At 63.4% G+C, this 19,751-nt stretch carries 20 protein-coding genes; 6 read left to right on the top strand and 14 right to left on the bottom strand.

The features are described 5' to 3' along the window. The first annotated feature begins 96 nt into the window (after positions 1-96). The 3 genes from DEJ54_RS17590 to DEJ54_RS17580 all read left to right on the top strand — a co-directional run bounded on the left by DEJ54_RS17590 (position 97) and on the right by DEJ54_RS17580 (position 2,139). Positions 97-594 (top strand): Rrf2 family transcriptional regulator, encoded by a 498-nt coding sequence (locus DEJ54_RS17590; RefSeq protein ID WP_113155701.1) that lies wholly within the window; start codon positions 97-99, stop codon positions 592-594. 30 nt (positions 595-624) lie between these two features. Then, the gene (locus DEJ54_RS17585) at positions 625-1,092 is read left to right on the top strand and encodes a carboxymuconolactone decarboxylase family protein (protein WP_162742333.1); all 468 of its coding nucleotides are present in this window, start codon (positions 625-627) and stop codon (positions 1,090-1,092) included. Between the two features lie 102 nt (positions 1,093-1,194). Next, the gene (locus DEJ54_RS17580; protein ID WP_245447620.1) at positions 1,195-2,139 is read left to right on the top strand and encodes a DMT family transporter; all 945 of its coding nucleotides are present in this window, start codon (positions 1,195-1,197) and stop codon (positions 2,137-2,139) included. A 2-nt stretch (positions 2,140-2,141) separates the two neighbouring features. Here the strand turns inward: DEJ54_RS17580 and DEJ54_RS17575 are convergent, their stop codons facing one another. From DEJ54_RS17575 to paaI, 4 genes are all read right to left on the bottom strand, one after another. Then, entirely contained in the window at positions 2,142-3,017 is an 876-nt protein-coding gene (locus DEJ54_RS17575; protein WP_113155698.1) for a PaaX family transcriptional regulator C-terminal domain-containing protein, read from the bottom strand. Positions 3,018-3,057: 40 nt separating this feature from the next. Beyond that, positions 3,058-3,654, bottom strand: coding sequence for a TetR/AcrR family transcriptional regulator (locus DEJ54_RS17570; protein ID WP_113155697.1), 597 nt, complete (start codon positions 3,652-3,654; stop codon positions 3,058-3,060). A 106-nt stretch (positions 3,655-3,760) separates the two neighbouring features. Continuing rightward, the gene (paaK, locus tag DEJ54_RS17565) at positions 3,761-5,071 is read right to left on the bottom strand and encodes a phenylacetate--CoA ligase PaaK (protein WP_113156373.1); all 1,311 of its coding nucleotides are present in this window, start codon (positions 5,069-5,071) and stop codon (positions 3,761-3,763) included. A 27-nt stretch (positions 5,072-5,098) separates the two neighbouring features. Further along, positions 5,099-5,536: a hydroxyphenylacetyl-CoA thioesterase PaaI gene (gene paaI, locus DEJ54_RS17560; RefSeq protein WP_113155696.1), complete on the bottom strand. Its 438-nt coding sequence runs from the start codon at positions 5,534-5,536 to the stop codon at positions 5,099-5,101. A 115-nt stretch (positions 5,537-5,651) separates the two neighbouring features. On the opposite strand from paaI, the gene DEJ54_RS17555 reads away from it, so the two are divergent. Further along, entirely contained in the window at positions 5,652-6,890 is a 1,239-nt protein-coding gene (locus DEJ54_RS17555) for a cytochrome P450 (RefSeq protein ID WP_113155695.1), read from the top strand. 18 nt (positions 6,891-6,908) lie between these two features. Further along, positions 6,909-8,939 carry a phenylacetic acid degradation bifunctional protein PaaZ gene (gene paaZ, locus DEJ54_RS17550; RefSeq protein WP_113155694.1) on the top strand — a complete coding sequence of 677 codons (2,031 nt, stop codon included), beginning with the start codon at positions 6,909-6,911 and terminating at the stop codon, positions 8,937-8,939. Positions 8,940-9,191: 252 nt separating this feature from the next. Here the strand turns inward: paaZ and DEJ54_RS17545 are convergent, their stop codons facing one another. From DEJ54_RS17545 to pobA, 5 genes are all read right to left on the bottom strand, one after another. Beyond that, positions 9,192-10,256, bottom strand: coding sequence for a 3-carboxy-cis,cis-muconate cycloisomerase (locus DEJ54_RS17545; RefSeq protein ID WP_113155693.1), 1,065 nt, complete (start codon positions 10,254-10,256; stop codon positions 9,192-9,194). A 107-nt stretch (positions 10,257-10,363) separates the two neighbouring features. After that, complete coding sequence (gene pcaG / locus DEJ54_RS17540) at positions 10,364-10,978, bottom strand: protocatechuate 3,4-dioxygenase subunit alpha (protein WP_113155692.1); 615 nt, start codon at positions 10,976-10,978, stop codon at positions 10,364-10,366. Then, positions 10,978-11,718, bottom strand: a complete 741-nt coding sequence (gene pcaH, locus DEJ54_RS17535; protein WP_113155691.1) for a protocatechuate 3,4-dioxygenase subunit beta — start codon at positions 11,716-11,718, stop codon at positions 10,978-10,980. The genes pcaG and pcaH overlap by 1 nt, the downstream gene beginning before the upstream one ends. Further along, a complete protein-coding gene (gene pcaC / locus DEJ54_RS17530; RefSeq protein ID WP_113155690.1) occupies positions 11,715-12,113 on the bottom strand; it encodes a 4-carboxymuconolactone decarboxylase in 399 nt (132 codons plus the stop codon). Before pcaC ends, pcaH begins: the two co-directional genes overlap by 4 nt. A gap of 60 nt (positions 12,114-12,173) precedes the next feature. Beyond that, positions 12,174-13,346, bottom strand: coding sequence for a 4-hydroxybenzoate 3-monooxygenase (pobA, locus tag DEJ54_RS17525; protein ID WP_113156372.1), 1,173 nt, complete (start codon positions 13,344-13,346; stop codon positions 12,174-12,176). Between the two features lie 111 nt (positions 13,347-13,457). Between pobA and DEJ54_RS17520 the strand changes: the two genes are divergently transcribed. Then, positions 13,458-14,363, top strand: a complete 906-nt coding sequence (locus tag DEJ54_RS17520; protein WP_113155689.1) for a helix-turn-helix domain-containing protein — start codon at positions 13,458-13,460, stop codon at positions 14,361-14,363. A 112-nt stretch (positions 14,364-14,475) separates the two neighbouring features. Here the strand turns inward: DEJ54_RS17520 and DEJ54_RS17515 are convergent, their stop codons facing one another. From DEJ54_RS17515 to hydA, 5 genes are all read right to left on the bottom strand, one after another. Continuing rightward, positions 14,476-15,459, bottom strand: a complete 984-nt coding sequence (locus tag DEJ54_RS17515; protein ID WP_113155688.1) for an ABC transporter substrate-binding protein — start codon at positions 15,457-15,459, stop codon at positions 14,476-14,478. 43 nt (positions 15,460-15,502) lie between these two features. After that, positions 15,503-16,363, bottom strand: a complete 861-nt coding sequence (locus DEJ54_RS17510) for an ABC transporter permease (protein ID WP_113155687.1) — start codon at positions 16,361-16,363, stop codon at positions 15,503-15,505. Then, a complete protein-coding gene (locus tag DEJ54_RS17505; protein ID WP_162742332.1) occupies positions 16,360-17,286 on the bottom strand; it encodes an ABC transporter permease in 927 nt (308 codons plus the stop codon). Before DEJ54_RS17505 ends, DEJ54_RS17510 begins: the two co-directional genes overlap by 4 nt. A 159-nt stretch (positions 17,287-17,445) precedes the next feature. After that, a complete protein-coding gene (locus DEJ54_RS17500; protein WP_113155686.1) occupies positions 17,446-18,270 on the bottom strand; it encodes an ABC transporter ATP-binding protein in 825 nt (274 codons plus the stop codon). A 15-nt stretch (positions 18,271-18,285) separates the two neighbouring features. Further along, entirely contained in the window at positions 18,286-19,737 is a 1,452-nt protein-coding gene (gene hydA, locus DEJ54_RS17495) for a dihydropyrimidinase (protein WP_113155685.1), read from the bottom strand. Between the last annotated feature and the right edge of the window lie 14 nt (positions 19,738-19,751).

Genomic DNA, 19,751 nt, shown 5'->3' with positions numbered 1-19,751 from the left:
TTTGAGCGTCTGTCAGGAAGTGGCAGAAGCAACGTCTACTCCTATTGCGGATAATTATTATCCAGGATATATTTTATCCGCAATAGGGAGATCGACATGAAACTGAGTGAAGGCGTTGAGGCGGCGATCCATTGCGCCACGCTTCTTGCGCAGCTGGAAGAGGGGCGCACCATGCCGGCCAGCGCGCTTGCCGAATATCACGGCCTCTCGCCAAGTTATCTGCTCAAACATTTGAAAACGCTGACGGCCGCCCGCATTCTGGAATCGGTTTCCGGGCCCCATGGCGGCTATCGTCTGGCGCGGTCGGCGGATGCGATCACCCTGCTGGACGTGGTGCTTGCCATCGAGGGGCCGCAGCCGGCCTTTCGCTGTGCGGAGATCCGCCAGCGCGGGCCGGGCGCGCTGGAACCCGAGGTCTATGCCGCGCCCTGCAACATCAACGCCGCCATGCTGCGCGCCGAGCAGGCCTATCGCGCCGAGCTGCGCAAGACGCGGCTGAGTGACGTGATCTCCGACTATCTGGGGGAGGCCGATCCGCGCGCGCTCGCCTTCAGCTGCGCCTTCGTTGCGCGAAACCAGCGTCCGCAGGGCTGACGCCATCTTCTGAAATGGAAAGGAATGATCATGCAAGAACGCCTGAATTATGTGAAGACCGAGCCGAAACTGCTTGGCGCGATCTTCAATCTCAAGAAGGCGGTGAACGAAAGCGGCCTCGATCACGGACTGATCCATCTCGTGAACCTGCGCGCCTCGCAGATCAATGGCTGCTCCTATTGTGTCGACATGCACACCCGCGAAGCGCGGCGCGATGGCGAGAGCGAGCAGCGTGTGCATCTCGTCTCGGCATGGCGCGAATCCCCGCTCTACACCGGGCGTGAGCGTGCAGCCCTTGCCTGGACCGAGCGTCTGACGCACATCTCCGACGGTCCGGTCGAGGATGCGCTCTACAATGAGATGCTGGAGCATTTCTCCGAGCAGGAGCTGGTGCAGCTTACCGTGCTCGTCGGTCTCATCAATGTGTGGAACCGCATCGCGATCCCGTTCCGCTCGGTCCATCCCGTGATCGCCGATGATGCGTCTGCTGCCGCCTGACCCCCTTTAAGCCAGACAGCGCTATTCTGCCGAACAGCCCGAAATCCGGCTTGGATTTCCGGGCTGTTCGTTTAGGCTGAATGGCGTTCTTCGGGGGATGCATTGACTGACACGGTAGAGACGAAGGCCGCGCGGCGCGAGGCGTATCGCACCAGCGCGACGGGGGTGCAAAAGCGGCTTGGCCATTTGGCCATGCTGGCCTTTGCAACACTGGTCGCCGGCTCCTTCTCTCTGGGGTCGATGGCCGCGCAGCATATCGGCCCGGTCGCGCTCAATGCCGCCCGTTTCCTGATCGGCATTGTCTTCATGGGGCTGGTGGTGCGCTTTGTGCTGCGCCAGCCGCTTCCCTTCCCGAAAGCCCCTTGGCGCTTTCTGGTTCTGGGCGGCCTGATGGCGTTCTATTTCGTCACCATGTTCGTGGCGCTCGGCATGACCAGTCCGGTCTCGACCGGCGCGGTCTTCACGCTGATGCCGCTGCTCAGCGCCTTTTTCGGTTATCTCTTCCTGCGGCAGGTGCCGTGCGGGCTCGTTATCCCGAGTCTCGTTCTGGCCGGTCTCGGCTCGGTCTGGGTCATTTTCGACGGCAATTTCGAAGCCATGCGCCGCTTCGACATGGGCGAGGGGGAGCTGATTTTCTTTGTCGGGGTCATCGGGCATGCGGCCTATGCCTCGCTCGTCCGGCTCTACAATCGCGGCGAGCCGGTCTTCGCCTTCACCTTCTGGACGCTGCTGGCCACAGGCGTGCTGATTGCGCTTTACGGCGTGGGCGAGATCGCCGCGACCGACTGGTTCGCCCTGCCGTCGATCACCTGGCTGGCGATCTTCTATCTGGCGATCTTCACCACGGCCGGCACGTTCTTCCTGCTCCAGTTCGCCGCCCTGCGGCTGCCCGCCTCCAAGGTGCTCGCCTATAACTACCTCACGCCGACGCTGATCATCGTGTTCGAAGGCCTGCTCGGCCATGGCTGGGCGAGCCTTTCGGTGATGGTTGGCGCCGTGGTGACCATTCTCGGCCTGGTCATTCTGGCGCTGTCGCCTGAAGGCTGAGTTCAGTCGCCGAAGCGCCGTCCGAACCCTTTTGGATCAACCAGCGCCGGCAGGCCGGTTTCATCGAGCCACGCTTCGCTCGGTGCGCTCAGTCTGCGATAGATGTCGCGCACCAGCCTGCGTGCCGTCTCGCCCGGCCAGTCCTGTGGCAGGAGCGCGGTCGGCAGGCCGGGGTCGCGCAGCACGATGCGTCGCCAGTCATGAATGAGCAGGGTTCGCGCCGCCATCGCGTCGATGGGCGCGGGCATATGCGTGCCGGCAAGCTGATCGGCCAGCGGCGTGTAATCGGCAATCAGCTCCGCATAGGCGGCGGCGATCTCGTCTGAAGGCCAGAGGCTGCGCAGCATTTCGGGATGTTCGGCGCTTGAGCCGTGGATCACCAGCATGTCCGCGAGCACGGCGTCACCGTTCGGCATTCTGGTGCGCGGCAGCAGGTGAACGCCTTCCGCGATCTTCAGGAAGCCGCGCTCCTTCAGCGCCTCGTCATGTTCGCCATTGCCGTTGGGCGGCGCGATCGCCACCGTCCACGAGCCATCCCAGTCGGGCGCGCCCGCTGCATAGATGCGCCGTGTCGCCAGGTCGAAGGCGTGCTGGCCATGCCGGTCCAGCGAGAAGAAGGAGTTGCGGCCGCGCCGTTCGCGCACCACCCAGCCATCGCCGGCAAGCCGCGACATGGCGGTGCGCAGCGCACCGGCCTCGATGCCCAGCCGCGCCATCACGGTTTGAAGTGCGGCCAGCGGCGCTTCGCCGCCACGCGGCACGATGGCGTCGCCGAACAGGGTGATCACCAGTGACCAGACCCTGAGGCGGCCGCGCCCGTGCAGGCGGTCAATCAGATCGGAAAGGGTGGTTTCTGCAGTTTCGGTCGGCGCATCCATGCCATCCACATGCCACGGGACGGGGAGGCGGGCAAGATTGTCAGTCGAGCCCCTTCACGCCACTCACCAGAAGATGCGTGGCAAGCTTCGCATAGTCCTGCCGGGAGATGCCGCGATCCTCGCGGAACCACATGTAAAACCAGTTGAGCATGCCGAACAGGCTCATCGTCACCGGTTTCAGAAGCGGCCTGTTGTCGAAGACTTCCGGGTTCACCTGCCGCACCGCTTCGGCAAACAGCGCAACCAGCCGGCGCTCCAGCGCTTTCAGCTCTTCCTGCTGTGCGTCGGGCAGAAGCTGGAGGCCGGAAAGCTGCACGCGGTGCTCATTGTCCGCATCGCGATAGGCGTCGAGCAGCGCCGTCACCAGCCCTTCCAGCCGCTCCTGCGGAGCTTCATGGGGCTGGTCAGCCTCTTCCACGGCTTCCACCAGTTCCTGCAAATGCGTTTCGATGATGTCGAAAAGCAGCGCTTCCTTGGAGGTGTAGTAGTGATAGAGCAGCGCCTTCGAAACGCCGAGTTCCGTTGCAAGCTGGTTCATCGAGGCGCGGTCATAGCCGTCACGCGCGAAGATGCGCGCTGCGCCATGCAGCATGGCGTCGCGCTTGTCGTCATAATCCTTGGCTCGGGTGCGGGCCATCAATGCATATCCCGGGGGCGTTTGTGCGTTTGTGCGTCCGTGTCGCCCCTCGCGCCGTTCATGGGCGGGAAGGGGCGAGTCACTGTTGAAATGAGCTTCGGTACTCTCACTGTTTGTCGCGCTTGTCGATGATGCGCACGGCCTTGCCCTGGCTGCGGGCCACGCCGCCGGGGTCGGTCGCGTTGACGCGCACCGTCACGCCGACCACATCCTTGATGCGTTCGCCGAGCTGGCGGCAGGCCGCAAGCCGCACTTCTTCGCCTGCTTCCAGTGCTTCCATCTCCACATGAATGGTCATCGCATCCATGCGGCCTTCCTGCGTCAGCTCGATCTGGAAATGCGGCGCGAGCCCGTTGACGGTAAGAATCTGCTCCTCGATCTGGGTGGGAAACACATTGACCCCGCGCAGGATCATCATGTCGTCCGAGCGGCCGGTGATCTTCTCCATGCGGCGCATGGAGCGCGCCGTGCCCGGCAGAAGCCGCGTCAGGTCGCGCGTGCGGTAGCGCACGATGGGGAAGGCTTCCTTGGTGAGCGAGGTGAAAACCAGCTCGCCCTTTTCGCCGTCCGGCAGCACTTCGCCGGTCTCCGGGTCGATGATCTCGGGATAGAAATGGTCTTCCCAGATATGTAGCCCGTCCTTGGTCTCCACACACTCATTGGCAACACCCGGTCCCATCACTTCCGACAGGCCGTAAATGTCGACCGCATGCATGTCGAATGCGTCTTCGATCTCGGCGCGCATGGCGTTGGTCCATGGCTCGGCGCCGAAAATACCCACTTTGAGCGGGCTCTTGCGCGGGTCGAGGCCGCGCGCGCGGTATTCATCGAGGATCGACAGCATGTAGGAGGGCGTGACCATGATCGTGTCGGCCCGAAAATCCTCGATCAGCGTCACCTGCCGTGTGGTCATGCCGCCTGATGCCGGCACCACCGTCGCGCCCAGCCGCTCCGCACCGTAATGCGCACCCAGACCGCCCGTGAAGAGCCCATAGCCATAGGCCACGTGAACAATGTCGCCCGCCCGCGTGCCGGATGCGCGGATTGAGCGCGCCATCACCTCGGCCCAGGTGTCGATGTCCTTTGCGGTGTAGCCCACAACGGTCGGCTTGCCGGTCGTGCCGGATGAGGCGTGAATGCGCGCCACCTTCTCGCGCGGCACGGCGAACATGCCGAACGGATAATTGTCGCGCAGGTCCGTCTTCACCGTGAAGGGGAATTTCGACAGGTCGGAAAGCTGCTTCAGATCGTCGGGATGAACACCGGCCGCGTCGAAGCTCTTCTTGTAATGCGGTACGTTTTCATAGGCGTGCCTGAGCGACCATTTGAGGCGCACAAGCTGCAGGGCCTGGATTTCATCGCGCGAGGCGATTTCGATCGGGTCCAGGTCTTCCTTTTTGGGGGTCAGGTCTTTCATCATTATCTCCCGAAGATGAGGATGCCGTCAGGCGTCTTCCTCGAAATGCTTGCCGCCAATGACGCGGGAATTGCCGCGAAACTCCGCGATGACTTTGCCGTTCTGGTTCTCCACGCGAACATCATAGATGCCCGAGCGCCCGAACCGCGCCACCTCGCGCGCCACCGCTGTAAGCCGGTCGCCCAGCGCGCCGGGCGCAACGAAGGTGATGGAATTGTGCTGCGCGACAACGATCTGGTTGTAGGAGTTGCACGCAAAGGCGAAGGCGGAATCCGCCAGTGTGAAGATGTAGCCGCCGTGGCAGATGTCGTGCCCGTTCGTGTGGTGCGTTTCCACCGTCATCGACAGGGTGGCGCTGCCCGGCGCCACCGCATCAAGGCTGCATCCCAGCCATTGCGAGGCGTCGTCGCGCGCCCACATGGCTGCTGCGCTGCGCTCTGCGATCTCCTGTGGAGACAGTTGCATTTGTGACATCTAGGCTCCTCCCAACGGCGTCGGTGAAAGCAGACTTGCATAAACCGACCGGTCGGTCAATAATACTGTTGAGAGGAGGCGGTGGGGCCGCTTCCGGGAGGAGAGCATGACAAAAACGGCAGACAACGCTGCAACCAATGGCGAGAAACTGGCGGAGGACTTTGAATTGACGGCGCTGCCCGCGGGCTTCGTGGACGATCCGTTTCCGGTCTATCACGCACTTCTGGAGCACGCGCCCCTGAAGCGTTTCGCCGACGGCTCGGTCATGCTGTCGCGCTATGAGGATCTCGACCGCGTCTATCGCGACACGAAAACCTTTTCCTCCGACAAGAAGGCCGAGTTCCTGCCGAAGTTCGGCGACACGCCGCTTTACGAGCATCACACGACGAGCCTCGTCTTCAACGATCCGCCGCTCCACACACGGGTGCGCAAGATCATGATGGGCGCGCTCACGCCGCGCGCGCTGGCGGCGCTTGAGCCGGGTCTGATCACGCTGGTCGATGGCCTGCTCGACCGTATGGAAGAGAAGGGCGAGGTCGATCTCATCGAGGATTTCGCCGCCGCGATCCCCATCGAGGTGATCGGCAATCTGTTCGATATTCCCCACGAGGCGCGCGAGCCGCTGCGCGACTGGTCGCTTGCCATTCTCGGTGCGCTCGAACCGGTTCTCACCGACGAGCAGCTCAAATGGGGCAACACCTCCGTCACCGATTTCAAGGCGTTCCTGAAGGAGATTGCCGATGATCGCCGGCGCAATCCCGGTGATCCGGCGACCGACGTCCTGACCCGTCTCATCAATGGCAATGAGGGCGAAGAGCTCTCCGAGGTGGAGCTTCTGCAGAACTGCATCTTCATCCTCAATGCCGGTCACGAGACCACCACGAACCTCATCGGCAACGCCCTTTATGAGCTGTTGCACTGGCCTGAAGAGAAGGCGCGGCTTGAAGCCGACCCGGACCTGATCGCGACGGCGGTCGATGAGTTCTTGCGTTTCCAGAGCCCCAACCAGCTCGGCAACCGCATGGCGGTGGAGCCGGTGGAGTTCCATGGCGAAACCGTGGAGCCGGGCACGCCGATCCATCTGTGCATTGGTGCTGCCAACCGCGATCCGCGCCAGTTTGCCGATCCGGACCGGCTTGATGTGGGGCGCAGGCCCAACAAGCATCTGGCCTTTGCCGGTGGGCCTCATCTGTGCGCGGGCTTCTCGCTTGCGCGCATGGAAGGGCGCATCGGCATTTCGCATTTTCTCAAACGTTTCCCCGACTACCGGATGACGGGCGAGCCGGAACGCACCGGACGTGTGCGTTTTCGCGGCTTCTCCCGGCTGCCGGCGCGGGTGCGCTGATCAATAAAGGAGTTTTCCATGAGCGTGATGCGGCTTGAAAGCTATGCGGCAGGGGCGTGGGTTGCGCCCTCGGGCGATCTCAAACCCCTGCGGAGTGCGGTCACCGGCGATGTGGTTGCCGAACTCGGTTCGCAGAAGCTGGATTTCGCCGGCATGGCCGATCATGCCCGCCAGGTGGGCGGGCCGGCGCTGCGCGCGATGACGTTCCACGACCGCGCCTTCGCCATCAAGGCGCTGGCGCAGTATCTGAACGACCGCCGCGAAGCGCTCTACGAGCTTTCCTACGAGACCGGTGCGACCAAGCCTGACTCGATGATCGACATTGATGGCGGCATCGGCACGCTGTTCGTCTATTCGTCCAAGGCCCGGCGTGAGCTGCCCGATGACAAGGTCTATGTGGATGGCGCGCTCGAGCAGCTTTCCCGCTCCGGAAACTTCGTTGGCCAGCACGTGGCAACCCCGCTTCAGGGCGTGGCCGTCCACATCAACGCCTTCAACTTCCCCGTCTGGGGCATGCTGGAAAAGCTTGCGCCGACGCTGATCGCCGGCGTTCCGGCCATCGTCAAACCGGCCTCCGCCACCGCGTGGCTCGCTGAAGCCTGCTTCCGCATGATCGTGGAATCCGGCCTGTTCCCGGAAGGCGCGGTTCAGTTCATAGCGGGTTCCACCGGAGACCTGCTTGACCGCCTGACCGGTCAGGACGTGGTGTCCTTCACGGGCTCCGCCTCCACCGCATCCATGCTGCGCGCCAACCCGAAGATCATCGGCAATTCCGTGCGCTTCGTGGCCGAGCAGGATTCGCTCAACGCTTCGGTGCTTGGGCCGGATGCAGCCCCCGGAACGCCTGAATTCGACGCTTTCATCAAGGAAGTGCACCGCGAGATGACGGCCAAGGCCGGCCAGAAATGCACCGCTGTACGCCGTATTTTCGTGCCCGACGCACACCGCGATGCGGTCACCGACGCGCTCATCGCCCGGCTTGAGAAGACCGTGGTCGGTAATCCGCGCAGCGAAGGCGTGCGGATGGGCGCGCTCGCAAGCCTCGCCCAGCGCGACGACGTTCTTGAGAAGGCCGGCATTCTCGCCACCGAGGCCCGCCGTGTCTTCGGCGATCCGGATGCGTTTTCGGTCACCGATGCCGATGCCGGAGCGGGCGCATTCGTGCCGCCCATGCTGTTCTCCTGCGACGATCCCGATGGCGCTCAGAAGCTGCATTCGGTCGAGGCGTTCGGCCCCGTGTCCACCATCATGCCGTACCGGGATCTCGGCCATGCGCTGAAACTCGCCAATCGCGGCGAGGGCTCGCTTGTCGCCTCGGTCTTCACGCATGACCCGGCGGTGGCCCGGCAGGCGGTTCTGGAAGCGGGCGCTTTCCATGGCCGGCTCTATTTCGCCAACCGCGACACCGGTAAGGAGGCAACCGGCCACGGTTCGCCGCTGCCGCACATGGTGCATGGCGGTCCGGGCCGCGCCGGCGGCGGCGAGGAGCTGGGCGGCGTCCGTGGCGTGATGCACTACATGCAGCGCACCGCGATCCAGGCGAGCCCCGATCTGATCGCCGGCATCACCAACCGCTATGTGGCTGGCGCTTCGACCGAAGAGAAAGAGCCGCATCCCTTCCGCCTGACCTTTGGCGAACTGGAGCCCGGCCGCACACTCTGGGCCGGTCCGCGCGAGGTGACGCTGGCGGACATCGAGCATTTCGCCGAGTTCACCGGTGATACGTTCTACGCGCATATGGACGAGGAGGCGGCTGCCGCCAATCCGTTCTTCCCCGGCCGCGTCGCCCATGGCTATCTCATCCTGTCCTTTGCGGCAGGCATGTTCGTTGAGGCTGCACCCGGCCCGGTGCTCGCCAATTACGGCCTCGACAATCTGCGCTTCATGAAGCCGGTTTCCCCCGGCGACACGCTGAAAGTGCGCCTCACGGTCAAGCAGAAGACCCGCCGCAAGGATGAATATGGCGAAGTGCGCTGGGATGTCGGCGTCTACAATCAGGAAGGCGAGCAGGTTGCCGCCTACGAACTCCTGACCATGAACGCCATGTAGTGTGGGGAGATTTGGGGCGTCCTTTGCCATGTCCTCCCGCTTTCTGGAGAACCGGCGCAGCGCCCCTCATCCCCCTGCCGCGACCTTCTCCCCGCCTGCGGGGAGAAGGCAGCGTTACGCCGCTGCGTTTCTCAGGAATACCACCGGCTGAACATTGGACCCGCCACGTCGAGGTCTCCCTCTCCCCACTGGCGGGGAGAGGGTAAGGGTGAGGGGCGAGCGCCGACGGGCGCCCGGGAACATCGCGCCCCGCTAAACGCTCCTGGCCTTGAAGGCCAGCCCGTCCACCAGTTCCGAAGCCTTGAGCAGCGCCGCACCCGTTGCGACAACCATCTGCGGCAGAAGCATCCATTCCAGCGTCCATGCCGCGCCGGAGCGTTCGTTTTCATGCACCAGCGCCTGATGCACGCCACCCACCAGCGTGGCGTTGAAGCGCGCGAGCGTCACCAGCGCTTCGGCGGCGACCGGGTTCTTCTTGTGCGGCATGGCGGAAGATCCGCCGCCCGCCGCCAGTTCGATCTCACCAATTTCGCTTTGTGCCGCAAGCACAATGTCCTGCCCCATCTTGCCGAGGCTTCCGCTGATCAGCGAGAGAACGGAGGCAAAAGCGGCGATCCCGTCGCGCTCGCTGTGGCGGGCATGGTCGGGCTGCGCAAGGCCAAGCCGTGCCGCCAGCCGCCCGGCGACGGTCTCACCCTTGTGGCCGAGCTTGTCGAGCGTGCCCGCCGCACCGCCGAAATGCAGCACCGCGATGTCGCCCTGAACCGCCTCCAGCCGTCGCACATCGCGGATGAGCGGTTCGCGCCATGACCGGATTTTCCGGCTGGCGGAAACGGGAATGGCGGCCTGCATGCGCGTGTGCGCCATCACTTTGGTCTGTCCGTCCCGCGTCTCCAGCGCCGCCAGCGCGTCGATCAGCCCGGCAAGCCGCCGCGCAAGGATCGCTGTTGCCTCGCGCGCCCGCAGCGCAAATCCCGTATCGATCACGTCCTGGCTGGTCGCGCCGAAATGGAGATGCGCCCTGACGTCTTCGGGAAGGGCTGCGCGCAGCTCCCTGACCAGCGCCGGCACGACCACCCCGTCCTGCGCCACGCCGGCCTTCAGACCGGCCACATCCGGGCTGAAGCGCGCTAGCGTCGCGGTGATCGTCTCCGCCGCCGGGCGCGGAATGACGCCCTCATCGGCTTCGGCTTCGGCAAGCGCGGCCTCGAATTTCAGCATCGCGTCGAGTTCCGCCCGCGCGGAAAAGAGATGCGCGAGCTCCTCATCGCCAAGAAGGCCTGAAAGGATGGGATGATCGAACACGGAGATGGTCATGCGGCAAATGTCCCGGTTGGCGTTCTGAATAGCTCAATAACACATCTGCCGCCGGGCGATTGGCCCGGCGGCAGGTTGATGCGGCAAAAAAGAAAGCGGGGTGTCGTTCAGATGTCGAAGAACACCGTTTCCTTCTCCCCCTGGAGATGGATGTCGAACGTGTAGACGTCGCCGTCGCGGCTGGCGATCAGCGTCGGCACGCGGTTTCGATGTTCGATCCGCGCGAGCACCGGGTCCTCGGCGTTTGCTGCCTCTTCGTCACCGAAATACAGGCGCGTCGCCAGCCCCAGATTGATACCGCGCGCGACGATCCAGAGATTGATGTGCGGCGCCATCATGCGTCCACCGGGGAAGGGAACCGGTCCGGGCTTGATCGTCTCGAAGCGGATTTCGCCGCTTTCCATGTCGGAGGGAAACCGCCCCCAGCCGCTGAAGGCAGGGTCCGCCGCGCCGCGCGTCTCCGAAGGGGAGTTGTAAAGCCCCTCGGCGTCTGCCTGCCAGGTTTCCACCAGCGCGTCCTTCAGAACCGAGCCTGTTCCGTCAAACACGCGGATCTCCACGCTGATGCGCTCGCCCTTCGTCTGGTCGCTGATGAGCGATGCGCCGAGATCTTCAGGGAAGATGCCTTCAATGCCGCAGAAATTCGGCGTCAGGCCGATATGGACGTAAGGGCCGGCGGTCTGCGACGCGCTTTCCTTCAGGCGATTGATATCCTGGGCCATCAATTGCCCTCCATGCGGTTTTCAAACAGGGTCGAGCGGCGGCCACGCAGAACGATGTCGAACTTGTAGGCGCGCGCATCCATCGGCACGGTCGCCTCCATGTCGAGCGCCGCGATCAGCCCCTCGACGGCCCTGCGGTCGGGAATGGTGCCGACAATCGGGCATTTCCAGATCATCGGATCGCCCTCGAAATACATCTGCGTGATCAGGCGCTGCACGAAACCGTGTCCGAACACGGAGAAGTGGATATGCGCCGGCCGCCAGTCATTGATGCCGTTCGGCCAGGGATAGGCTCCTGGCATGATCGTGCGGAAGGAATAATTGCCGTCCTCGTCGGTGATGGTCCGTCCGCAGCCGCCGAAATTGGGGTCCAGCGGGGCGAGGTAGCCGTCCTTCTTGTGCCGGTAGCGACCGCCTGCATTGGCTTGCCAGAACTCGACCAGAACATTGGGAACGGGGCGCGCATTCTCGTCCACAACCCGGCCATAGACGATGATGCGCGGTCCAATCGCGCTTTCGCCGGAGCGCGCATGGTTCAGCGTCAGGTCGTTGTCGAGCGCGCCCAGAATGCCGTGCCCGAATGTCGGTCCGGTGATCTCAGACGGCGTGTGCGGAAAGGCGATCGGCGCTTTCTGCGGCGAGCGCACGACGGATGTCTTGTAAAGCGGTGTCAGCGCTGGCGGTTGCCAGGCCCGGTCGCGCTGGAAGAAGCCGCCGGTTTCCGGTCTCTGGTTCTTCATGCCTTGTCTTCCTCCATCGCCGCAAGCGTCTGCTTGACGATCTTGATTGCATGGTTTGCCGCAGGCACGCCGGCATAGATGGCCACGTGCAGCATGGCCTCGCGCAGATCCTCCGCGCTCGCACCCGTATTGGCGGTGGCGCGCACATGCATGGCCAGTTCCTCGTCCTGCCCGAGCGCTGCCAGAAGCGCGATGGTCACCATCGAGCGCTCACGCTTTGTCCATTCGGGCCGCGACCAGACATGTCCCCAGGCGGCTTCCGTGATGAGTTCCTGAAAAGGCTCGTCAAAGGCGGTCTTGCGGGCTTGCGCATTGTCCACCCAGGCATCGCCCAGCACCGCGCGACGCGTCTTCATGCCCTCCTTGTGTCGGGCGCTTTCTTCCTTGCTGGACATGCTGTTCTCCTTGGTAGTCTGGGGCCCGACCGTGGGGCCGGGTATTCTGAAGGCAGGGGATCAGAAGGGCAGGCCGACATAGTTTTCGGCGAGCATGGTAAGTGCTGCGCGCGACTGGAACAGATAGTCGAGCTCCGCATGCTGGATGCGCTGGCCGAATGTGCCCTGATCGGGGAAGCGGTGAAGCGTGCTGGTCATCCACCAGGAAAACCGCTCCGCTTTCCACACGCGGGCCAGCGCCTTCTGCGAATAGGCGTCGAGGCCGGCTGTGGATTTTTCGATGTAATATTCTCGAAGCGCATCAAAGAGATAGCGCACGTCGCTCGCAGCGAGATTCAGGCCCTTTGCGCCGGTTGGCGGCACGATATGCGCCGCGTCGCCGGCGAGGAATAATCGGCCGAAACGCATGGGCTCTGCGACAAAGGAGCGTAACGGCGCGATGGATTTCTCGATGGAGGAGCCGGTGGTCATGGCCTCGGCGGTGGCGTCCGGCAGGCGGCGGCGGATCTCGTCCCAGAAGCGCGCATCCGTCCATTCCTCGACGCGCTCATCGGCGGCCACCTGCACATAGTAGCGGCTGCGCGTGGTGGAGCGCATGGAGCATAAGGCAAAGCCGCGCGGATGATTGGCGTAGATCAGTTCGTCGCCCACCGGCGGCACGTCGGCGATGATGCCAAGCCAGCCAAACGGGTAGATGCGCTCGAACGTCTCCAGCGCCTCATGCGGGATGGACTGCCGCGCAATGCCGTGAAACCCGTCGCAGCCGGCGATGAAATCACAGGCGATGCGGTGCGTCTGGCCGTCTTTCTCATAGGTCACGGAAGGGGTTTCGGTATCGAAACCGTGCGGCTGCACGTCCCGCGCTTCGTAGACCGTCTGCGCGCCGATGGCGTCGCGACCGTCCATCAGATCATGAGTGACTTCGGTCTGCCCGTAGACGAGAACCCGTTTGCCGCCGGTCAGCGTGTGAAGGTCGACCCGGTGGCGGCGATTGTCGAAGGCCAGATCGAAACCGTCATGCGGCAGGCCTTCGGCCCGCATGCGTGCGCCGACGCCGGCTTCGTCCAGCATGGCGGCGGTGCCTTCCTCCAGAACGCCTGCGCGAATGCGCGAAAGCACATGCGCTCTGGATGCGCGCTCCAGAATCACATTGTCGATCCCGGCGCGCGATAAGAGCTGCCCCAATAATAACCCGGCCGGGCCGGAGCCGATGATGGCGACCTGAGTCCGCACGATGGCAATCCTCCCAATTGCATCGGGAAGAGTGGTTGTTTCCGTCGGGCGCGGCAATGGACATTTCCGGCAAACGATTGCACTATTCGCGCATCGTGCGGGAGGGGCCCGGTGCAGAGATCGATACCGAATTACAGACTTTACCAAGAAAAAACAGGCGAATCTCCTGATTTCTGGCTGCATTGCGAAACGCTGTCCGTTCGCAGTTCACTGCACAATTGGGAAATTTCGGTGCACCGCCATTCCGCGCTTTTCCAGATATTCTGGGTGACCGAGGGCGAGGGCGTCATGATGGCCGAAGGACAGGCCGATTTTCATTTTACCGCCCCTTGCGCGCTTTTCATTCCGCCCGGCGCTGCACATGGCTTCCGCTTTCTCGGCCAGTCCGAAGGGCTGGTGACCACGGTTCTGGCAGACCGGCTTTCCCTGCCCATCGCCGCCGACCGGACCCTTGCCGATTTCTTCGCCTCCACCCGCATCGTTCCGCTGGGCGAGCCTGATGCTTCCACCGGGGAGGGCGGTGCGCAGGTGGGGCGTCTCCTGCGGCGCATTCATGCCGAAAACGGGCGGAGGGACATTGGCCGCGATCTCATCCTCGATGCGCTTTTGACGGAGGTTCTGGTCTGGCTGGCGCGTCTTGGCGCACGGGCCGGCTTGCCGAAGAAAGCCATGTCGACACGGGACAATGCACGCATGGAGGCGCTCGATACGCTGATCGCCGCGCATTTTCGCGAGCATCGCCCGGTTGGTTTCTACGCCGGGCGGGTCGGCGTTTCCGTTGCGCAGTTGAACCGCATCGCAAGACAGGAGGCCGGCGTCAGCGTTTCGCAGCTCATCGCCCGCCGCCTGCTCGATGTGGCCCGGCGGGATCTGGTGTTCACGCCAACCCCGGTGCAGGCCATCGCCTATTCGCTGGGTTTTCAGGACCCGGCCTATTTCAATCGCTTCTTCCGGCGGCAGACAGGCGCCACGCCCGGCGCGTATCGCGAGGCGGAACGTCGGCGCATGGCCGCCTGACAGGCTCCGGTTCAGAACAAAGAAGAGGGGCCGTTTGGCCCCTTCCTTTTTTGCCTCTTCCCTGGAAAAGCATGGGTTATGTGGTCAGCCGGGCGTTGAGCCCGGCCAGCCATCACATAGCCTTGTTGGAAATGTCGTGCGTGAATGCGCCTTCCGGCTCCTTGGTGATCACCGGATCGGAACCGCCCTGCAGCAGCGTGTCGACGGTCTGCTGGTAAGCAGCTTCATCCAGCGTCGGGCTGTCGCCCAGAAGCTTGGCAATCTCGCGCGTCATGCGCTTCTGGTGCTTTTCGGTCTGTGCACCGGTCGCATCATTGTCGAGCACGATGAGCGCCGCCTCATCCGGGTTGTCCTTGGCCCACATCCAGCCTTTCATAGAGGCTTTCACGAAGCGCGCCATCTTGTCCACGAATTCGGGGTCCTGAAGCTTGTCTTCCAGCACATAGAGCCCGTCTTCGAGCGTGGCCACGCCCTCGTCCGTGTAGTTGAACACAACGATGTCGTCTTCGCTCAGCCCGGCGTCGATCACCTGCCAATATTCATTGTAGGTCATGGCGGTGATGCAGTCGGCCTGCTTCTGCAAAAGCGGGTCGACATTGAAGCCGATCTTCTGGATGGTCACGCCGTTTTCGGAACCGTCGCGCGGCAGGTCGAGCTTCGACAGCCAGCTATAGAGCGGATATTCATTGCCGAAGAACCAGGTGCCGAGCGTCTTGCCCTTGAAGTCTTCCGGCTTTTCGATGCCGGTCTCCTTGCGGCAGACCATGGTCAGGCCAGAGCGGGCGAAAGGCTGGGCGATGTTGACCACCGGCACGCCTTTTTCGCGTGCGGCCAGTGCTGACGGGAGCCAGTCCACCATCACGTCCGCGCCGCCGCCGGCCAGCACCTGAACGGGCGCAATGTCCGGACCGCCGGGCTTGATTTCGACGTTGAGATCTTCTTCCTCGTAGAAACCCTGATCCTTGGCGACGTAGTAGCCGGCGAACTGCGCCTGCGTCACCCATTTGAGCTGCAGGGTCACGTCGTCGGCTGCAAGAGCTTGCGAAGCGGCGAGCATCAGCGCGCCGGAAAGTATGCCTGTGACTGCGTGTTTCATTTCGCTTCCCTCTTTGATTGGGCCGTTCTCCTCACGGCCGTGATTATCCACTCCTGATGGATGGATGCCAGAAGGTGACAGCGCGCTCCAGAAGCGCGACCGCACCATAGAAGAGCGAACCGGCGAGTGCGGCAACGGCAATCTCGGCCCACACCATGTCGATGTTCATGCGCCCCACCTCGGTTGAGATGCGGAACCCCATGCCCACAATCGGCGTGCCGAAGAACTCGGCGACGATGGCCCCGATCAGCGCCAGCGTGGAATTGATTTTCAGCGCGTTGAAGATGAAGGGGGCGGCTGCCGGCAGGCGCAGCTTGAAGAGCGTCTGCCAGTAGGATGATGCATAGGTGCGCATCAGGTCGCGGTCGATGACGGAAGAGGCGGTCAGCCCCTGCACCGTGTTCACCAGCATGGGAAAGAAGGTCATGATGATCACGACGGCGGCCTTGGAGGGCCAGTCGAAGCCGAACCACATGACCATGATCGGCGCGACGCCGATGATCGGCAGCGCGGAGACGAAATTGCCCAGCGGCATCAGGCCGCGCTGCAGGAAGGGCGAGCGGTCGATGGCGATGGCCGTCAGGAAGCCCGCGCCGCAGCCGATGGCGTAGCCGATCAGCACCGCTTTCAGGAAGGTCTGCTGAAAGTCCGCCCACAGGGTGGGAACGGACGAGACCAGCCGCGCCCAGATGGCGCTGGGCGGTGTGAGAAGCACGGGCGAGATGTTGAAGCCGCGCACCAGCCCTTCCCAGACCACCAGAAGCGTGATGCCGAAAATGGCCGGGATCAGAATGCCGAGCGCGCGTTTGGCCGATGCCGAGCGCGGGTTGAGCCGCGCAAGCCACTCATTGAGCGCCCAGGCCCCTGCCCAGAAAAGAAAGGCTCCCGTCAGCGCCCAGTTCATGGCTTTTCTCCCATCCGCGCCATCACCATGCGCTGGCCGATGCCCACCACGCCCACCAGAATGGCGGCGAGTGCGGCTGCCATGAAGAGGGCAGACCAGATCTGCACCGTCTGGCCGTAATAGGAGCCGGCCAGAAGCCGCGCGCCGAGGCCCGAAACAGCACCCGTCGGCAGTTCACCGACGATTGCGCCCACAAGGCTGATCGCCACCGCCACCTTCATGGAGGTGAAGAGATAGGGAAGGGAGGCTGGCCAGCGCAGTTTCCAGAAGGTCTGTGCGCCGCTGGCATTGTAGGTCCGCATCAGGTCGAGCTGGAAGGCTTCGGGGCTGCGGAACCCCTTCACCATGCCCACCACCACGGGAAAGAAGGACAGATAGGTGGAAATCAGCGCCTTGGGCAGAAGGCCCGAGAGGCCGATGGCGTTCAGCACCACAATGATCATCGGCGCGACCGCCAGGATCGGGATCGTCTGGCTGGCGATCACCCAGGGCATGACCGATTTGTCCATCGCCCTGTTGTGCACGATGCCGACGGCCAGCAGCACGCCGAGCGCTGTGCCGATCACGAAGCCGAGCAGGGTGGAGGAGAGGGTGATCCAGGCGTGATAGAACAGATTGCGCTTGGATGTGAGCCGCGTGCCGACCGTGGTTTTCCAGATTTCCGCCACCACCTGATGCGGCGAGGGCAGCACGGGCCGCTCCTGCGCCATCGTATCGCGCACGAGATCGGCGGCTGTCCATTCCGTCCCCGCACGCTCATAGGCGTCGATCTGCCATGGCGCGTTCAGATAGACGGTGAAGGCGTACCAGATCAGAACGATGACGCCGAGCACGATCAGGATCGGCAGCGTCTTGCCCTCCACCGCGCGGCGAAAGAAGGGCGTTGTGGCGCCCGCCGGCGCCGTTCCCGCCGCCGCCGTCATGGCGTCACCTTTGGGGCGGGGCGCTCGCCCCTCATCCTCACCTTCTCCCCGCAGGCGGGGAGAAGGGGGCGTAGACGGTGTCGCTTCGTCCTTCTCCCCGTGCGCGGGGAGAAGGTGCCGGCAGGCGGATGAGGGGCAGCGCTGGCGGTGGACATTTTCCTAGTCATCGCCATGCCCCGCTCTCAGGCCATCGCGCACCCGGTGTGCGATCTCCAGAAACTCCGGCGTTTCGCGGATATCGAGCGGCCGCTCCCTTGGCAGGGGCGAAACGATCACATCCGTCACGCGGCCGGGCCGTGGCGACATGACGACGATGCGCGTCGACAGATAAACCGCCTCCGGTATCGAGTGGGTCACGAAGCCGATTGTCTTGCCGGTGCGCGCCCACAGTTCGAGAAGCTGCTCGTTCAGATGGTCGCGCACGATCTCGTCGAGCGCGCCAAACGGCTCGTCCATGAGAAGAAGGTCGGCGTCAAACGCCAGCGCCCGCGCAATCGAGGCGCGTTGCTGCATGCCGCCGGAGAGCTGCCAGGGGAACTTCTTCTCAAAGCCCGCAAGGTTCACCAGATCGAGCGTGCGGTGCACGCGCTCCTTCTGCTCCGCCCGCGAATAGCCCATGATCTCCAGCGGCAGGGCGACATTCTGCTCGATGGTGCGCCAGGGAAAGAGCCCCGCCGCCTGAAACACGTAGCCATAGGCCCGCTTGCGGCGGGCCTCTTCCGGCGTCATCCCGTTGACGAGGATCTCGCCGGCGGTCGGCTGCTCCAGGTCGGCGATCACACGCAGAAACGTGGTCTTGCCGCAGCCCGATGGGCCGATGAAGGAGACGAACTCGCCCTTGTTGATGGTCAGGTCCACATCGGCGAGCGCGCGCACCGGCCCGTCATTGGTCTCGAAGGTGAGGCCAAGCCCCTTGGCTTCCACGACGGGCTGGCTGGTTTGAGGGGAGGACGCTTCCTGGCGAATGGCTGGGTTGGCGTTCACTGGATCCGTACCCCCTTAAACGCCGCTTGCCGGAATGCCCGTCCGCTCCACCCTGCGTGGCGCGGTCACTTCCTTCCATTGCGACAGCGCCCTGTTCACCGCCATATGCGGTTCGCGCGCCACGAATTTTCCGTGGCCCGGTTTCGCTTTGACCACGCCATCCTCGACCACGATCTCGCCGCGCGACAGAACGGTCTTCGGCAGGCCCTTCACCTCGATGCCCTCGAACACATTGTAATCGATGGCCGATTGCTGGCTCTTTGCCGAAATCGTCTTCGTGGCTTTCGGGTCCCAGATCACGATATCTGCATCCGCGCCTTCAACGATCGCGCCCTTCCGCGGATACATGTTGAGGATTTTCGCAATGTTGGTGGAGGTGACGGCGACGAACTCGTTCATGGTCAGCCGCCCGGTGTTGACCCCGCGTGTCCAGAGCACCGGCATGCGGTCTTCCAGTCCGCCCGTGCCGTTCGGGATTTTTGTGAAATCGCCAACGCCGTAGCGTTTCTGCTCGGTGGAGAAGGCGCAATGGTCGGTTGCCACCACCTGTAACGAGCCAGCCTGCAGCCCCGCCCACAGCGAATCCTGATGCTGCTTGTTGCGGAAGGGCGGGCTCATCACCCGTCGCGCCGCATGGTCCCAGTCGGCATTGGCATATTCGCTTTCGTCCAGCACCAGATGCTGGATCAGCGGTTCGCCGTAAACGCGCATGCCCTTCTGCCGCGCCCGGCGGATCGCCTCATGGCTCTGTTCACAGGACGTGTGCACCACATAAAGCGGCGTGCCCGCCATGTCGGCGATCATGATGGCGCGGTTTGTGGCTTCGCCCTCCACTTCGGGCGGGCGCGAATAGGCGTGCGCCTCCGGCCCGTTATTGCCTTCCTCCATCAGCTTTGCCTGAAGCTGCGCGACCACATCGCCATTCTCGGCATGAACGAGCGGCAGCGCGCCAATCTCGGCGCAGCGCTGGAACGACGAATACATCTCGTCATCGTCCACCATCAGCGCGCCCTTGTAGGCCATGAAGTGCTTGAAGGAGGTGATGCCCTTTTCCACCACCTGCGGCATCTCGTTGAAAACCTGCTCGCCCCACCAGGTGATCGCCATGTGGAAGGAATAGTCGCAGGTCGCGCGGGTCGACTTGTTGTCCCACATCTGGATGGCTTCCAGCAGAGACTGGCCGGGCGAGGGCAGGCAGAAATCCACCACCATGGTGGTGCCGCCGGAAACGGCGGCGCGTGTTCCGCTTTCGAAATCGTCGCTTGAATAGGTGCCCATGAAGGGCATTTCGAGATGGGTGTGCGGGTCGATCCCGCCCGGCATCACATAGCAGCCGGTGGCGTCGATCTCGTGATCGCCATGTAGATCGTGGCCGATCGCCACGATCTTGTCATGCTGCACGAGAATGTCGGCCTTCCACGTCCGGTCGGCCGTGACGATGGTTCCGTTTCTGATGACCTTGGACATGAGTTTCCCCTCTT

It is taken from the genome of Nitratireductor sp. OM-1, from assembly GCF_003296175.1.
GTDB classification, from domain to species: Bacteria; Pseudomonadota; Alphaproteobacteria; order Rhizobiales; family Rhizobiaceae; genus Nitratireductor; species Nitratireductor aquimarinus.
Note: the sequence above shows the minus strand (reverse complement) of the source record. Positions and strands in the feature narration are given on the sequence as shown.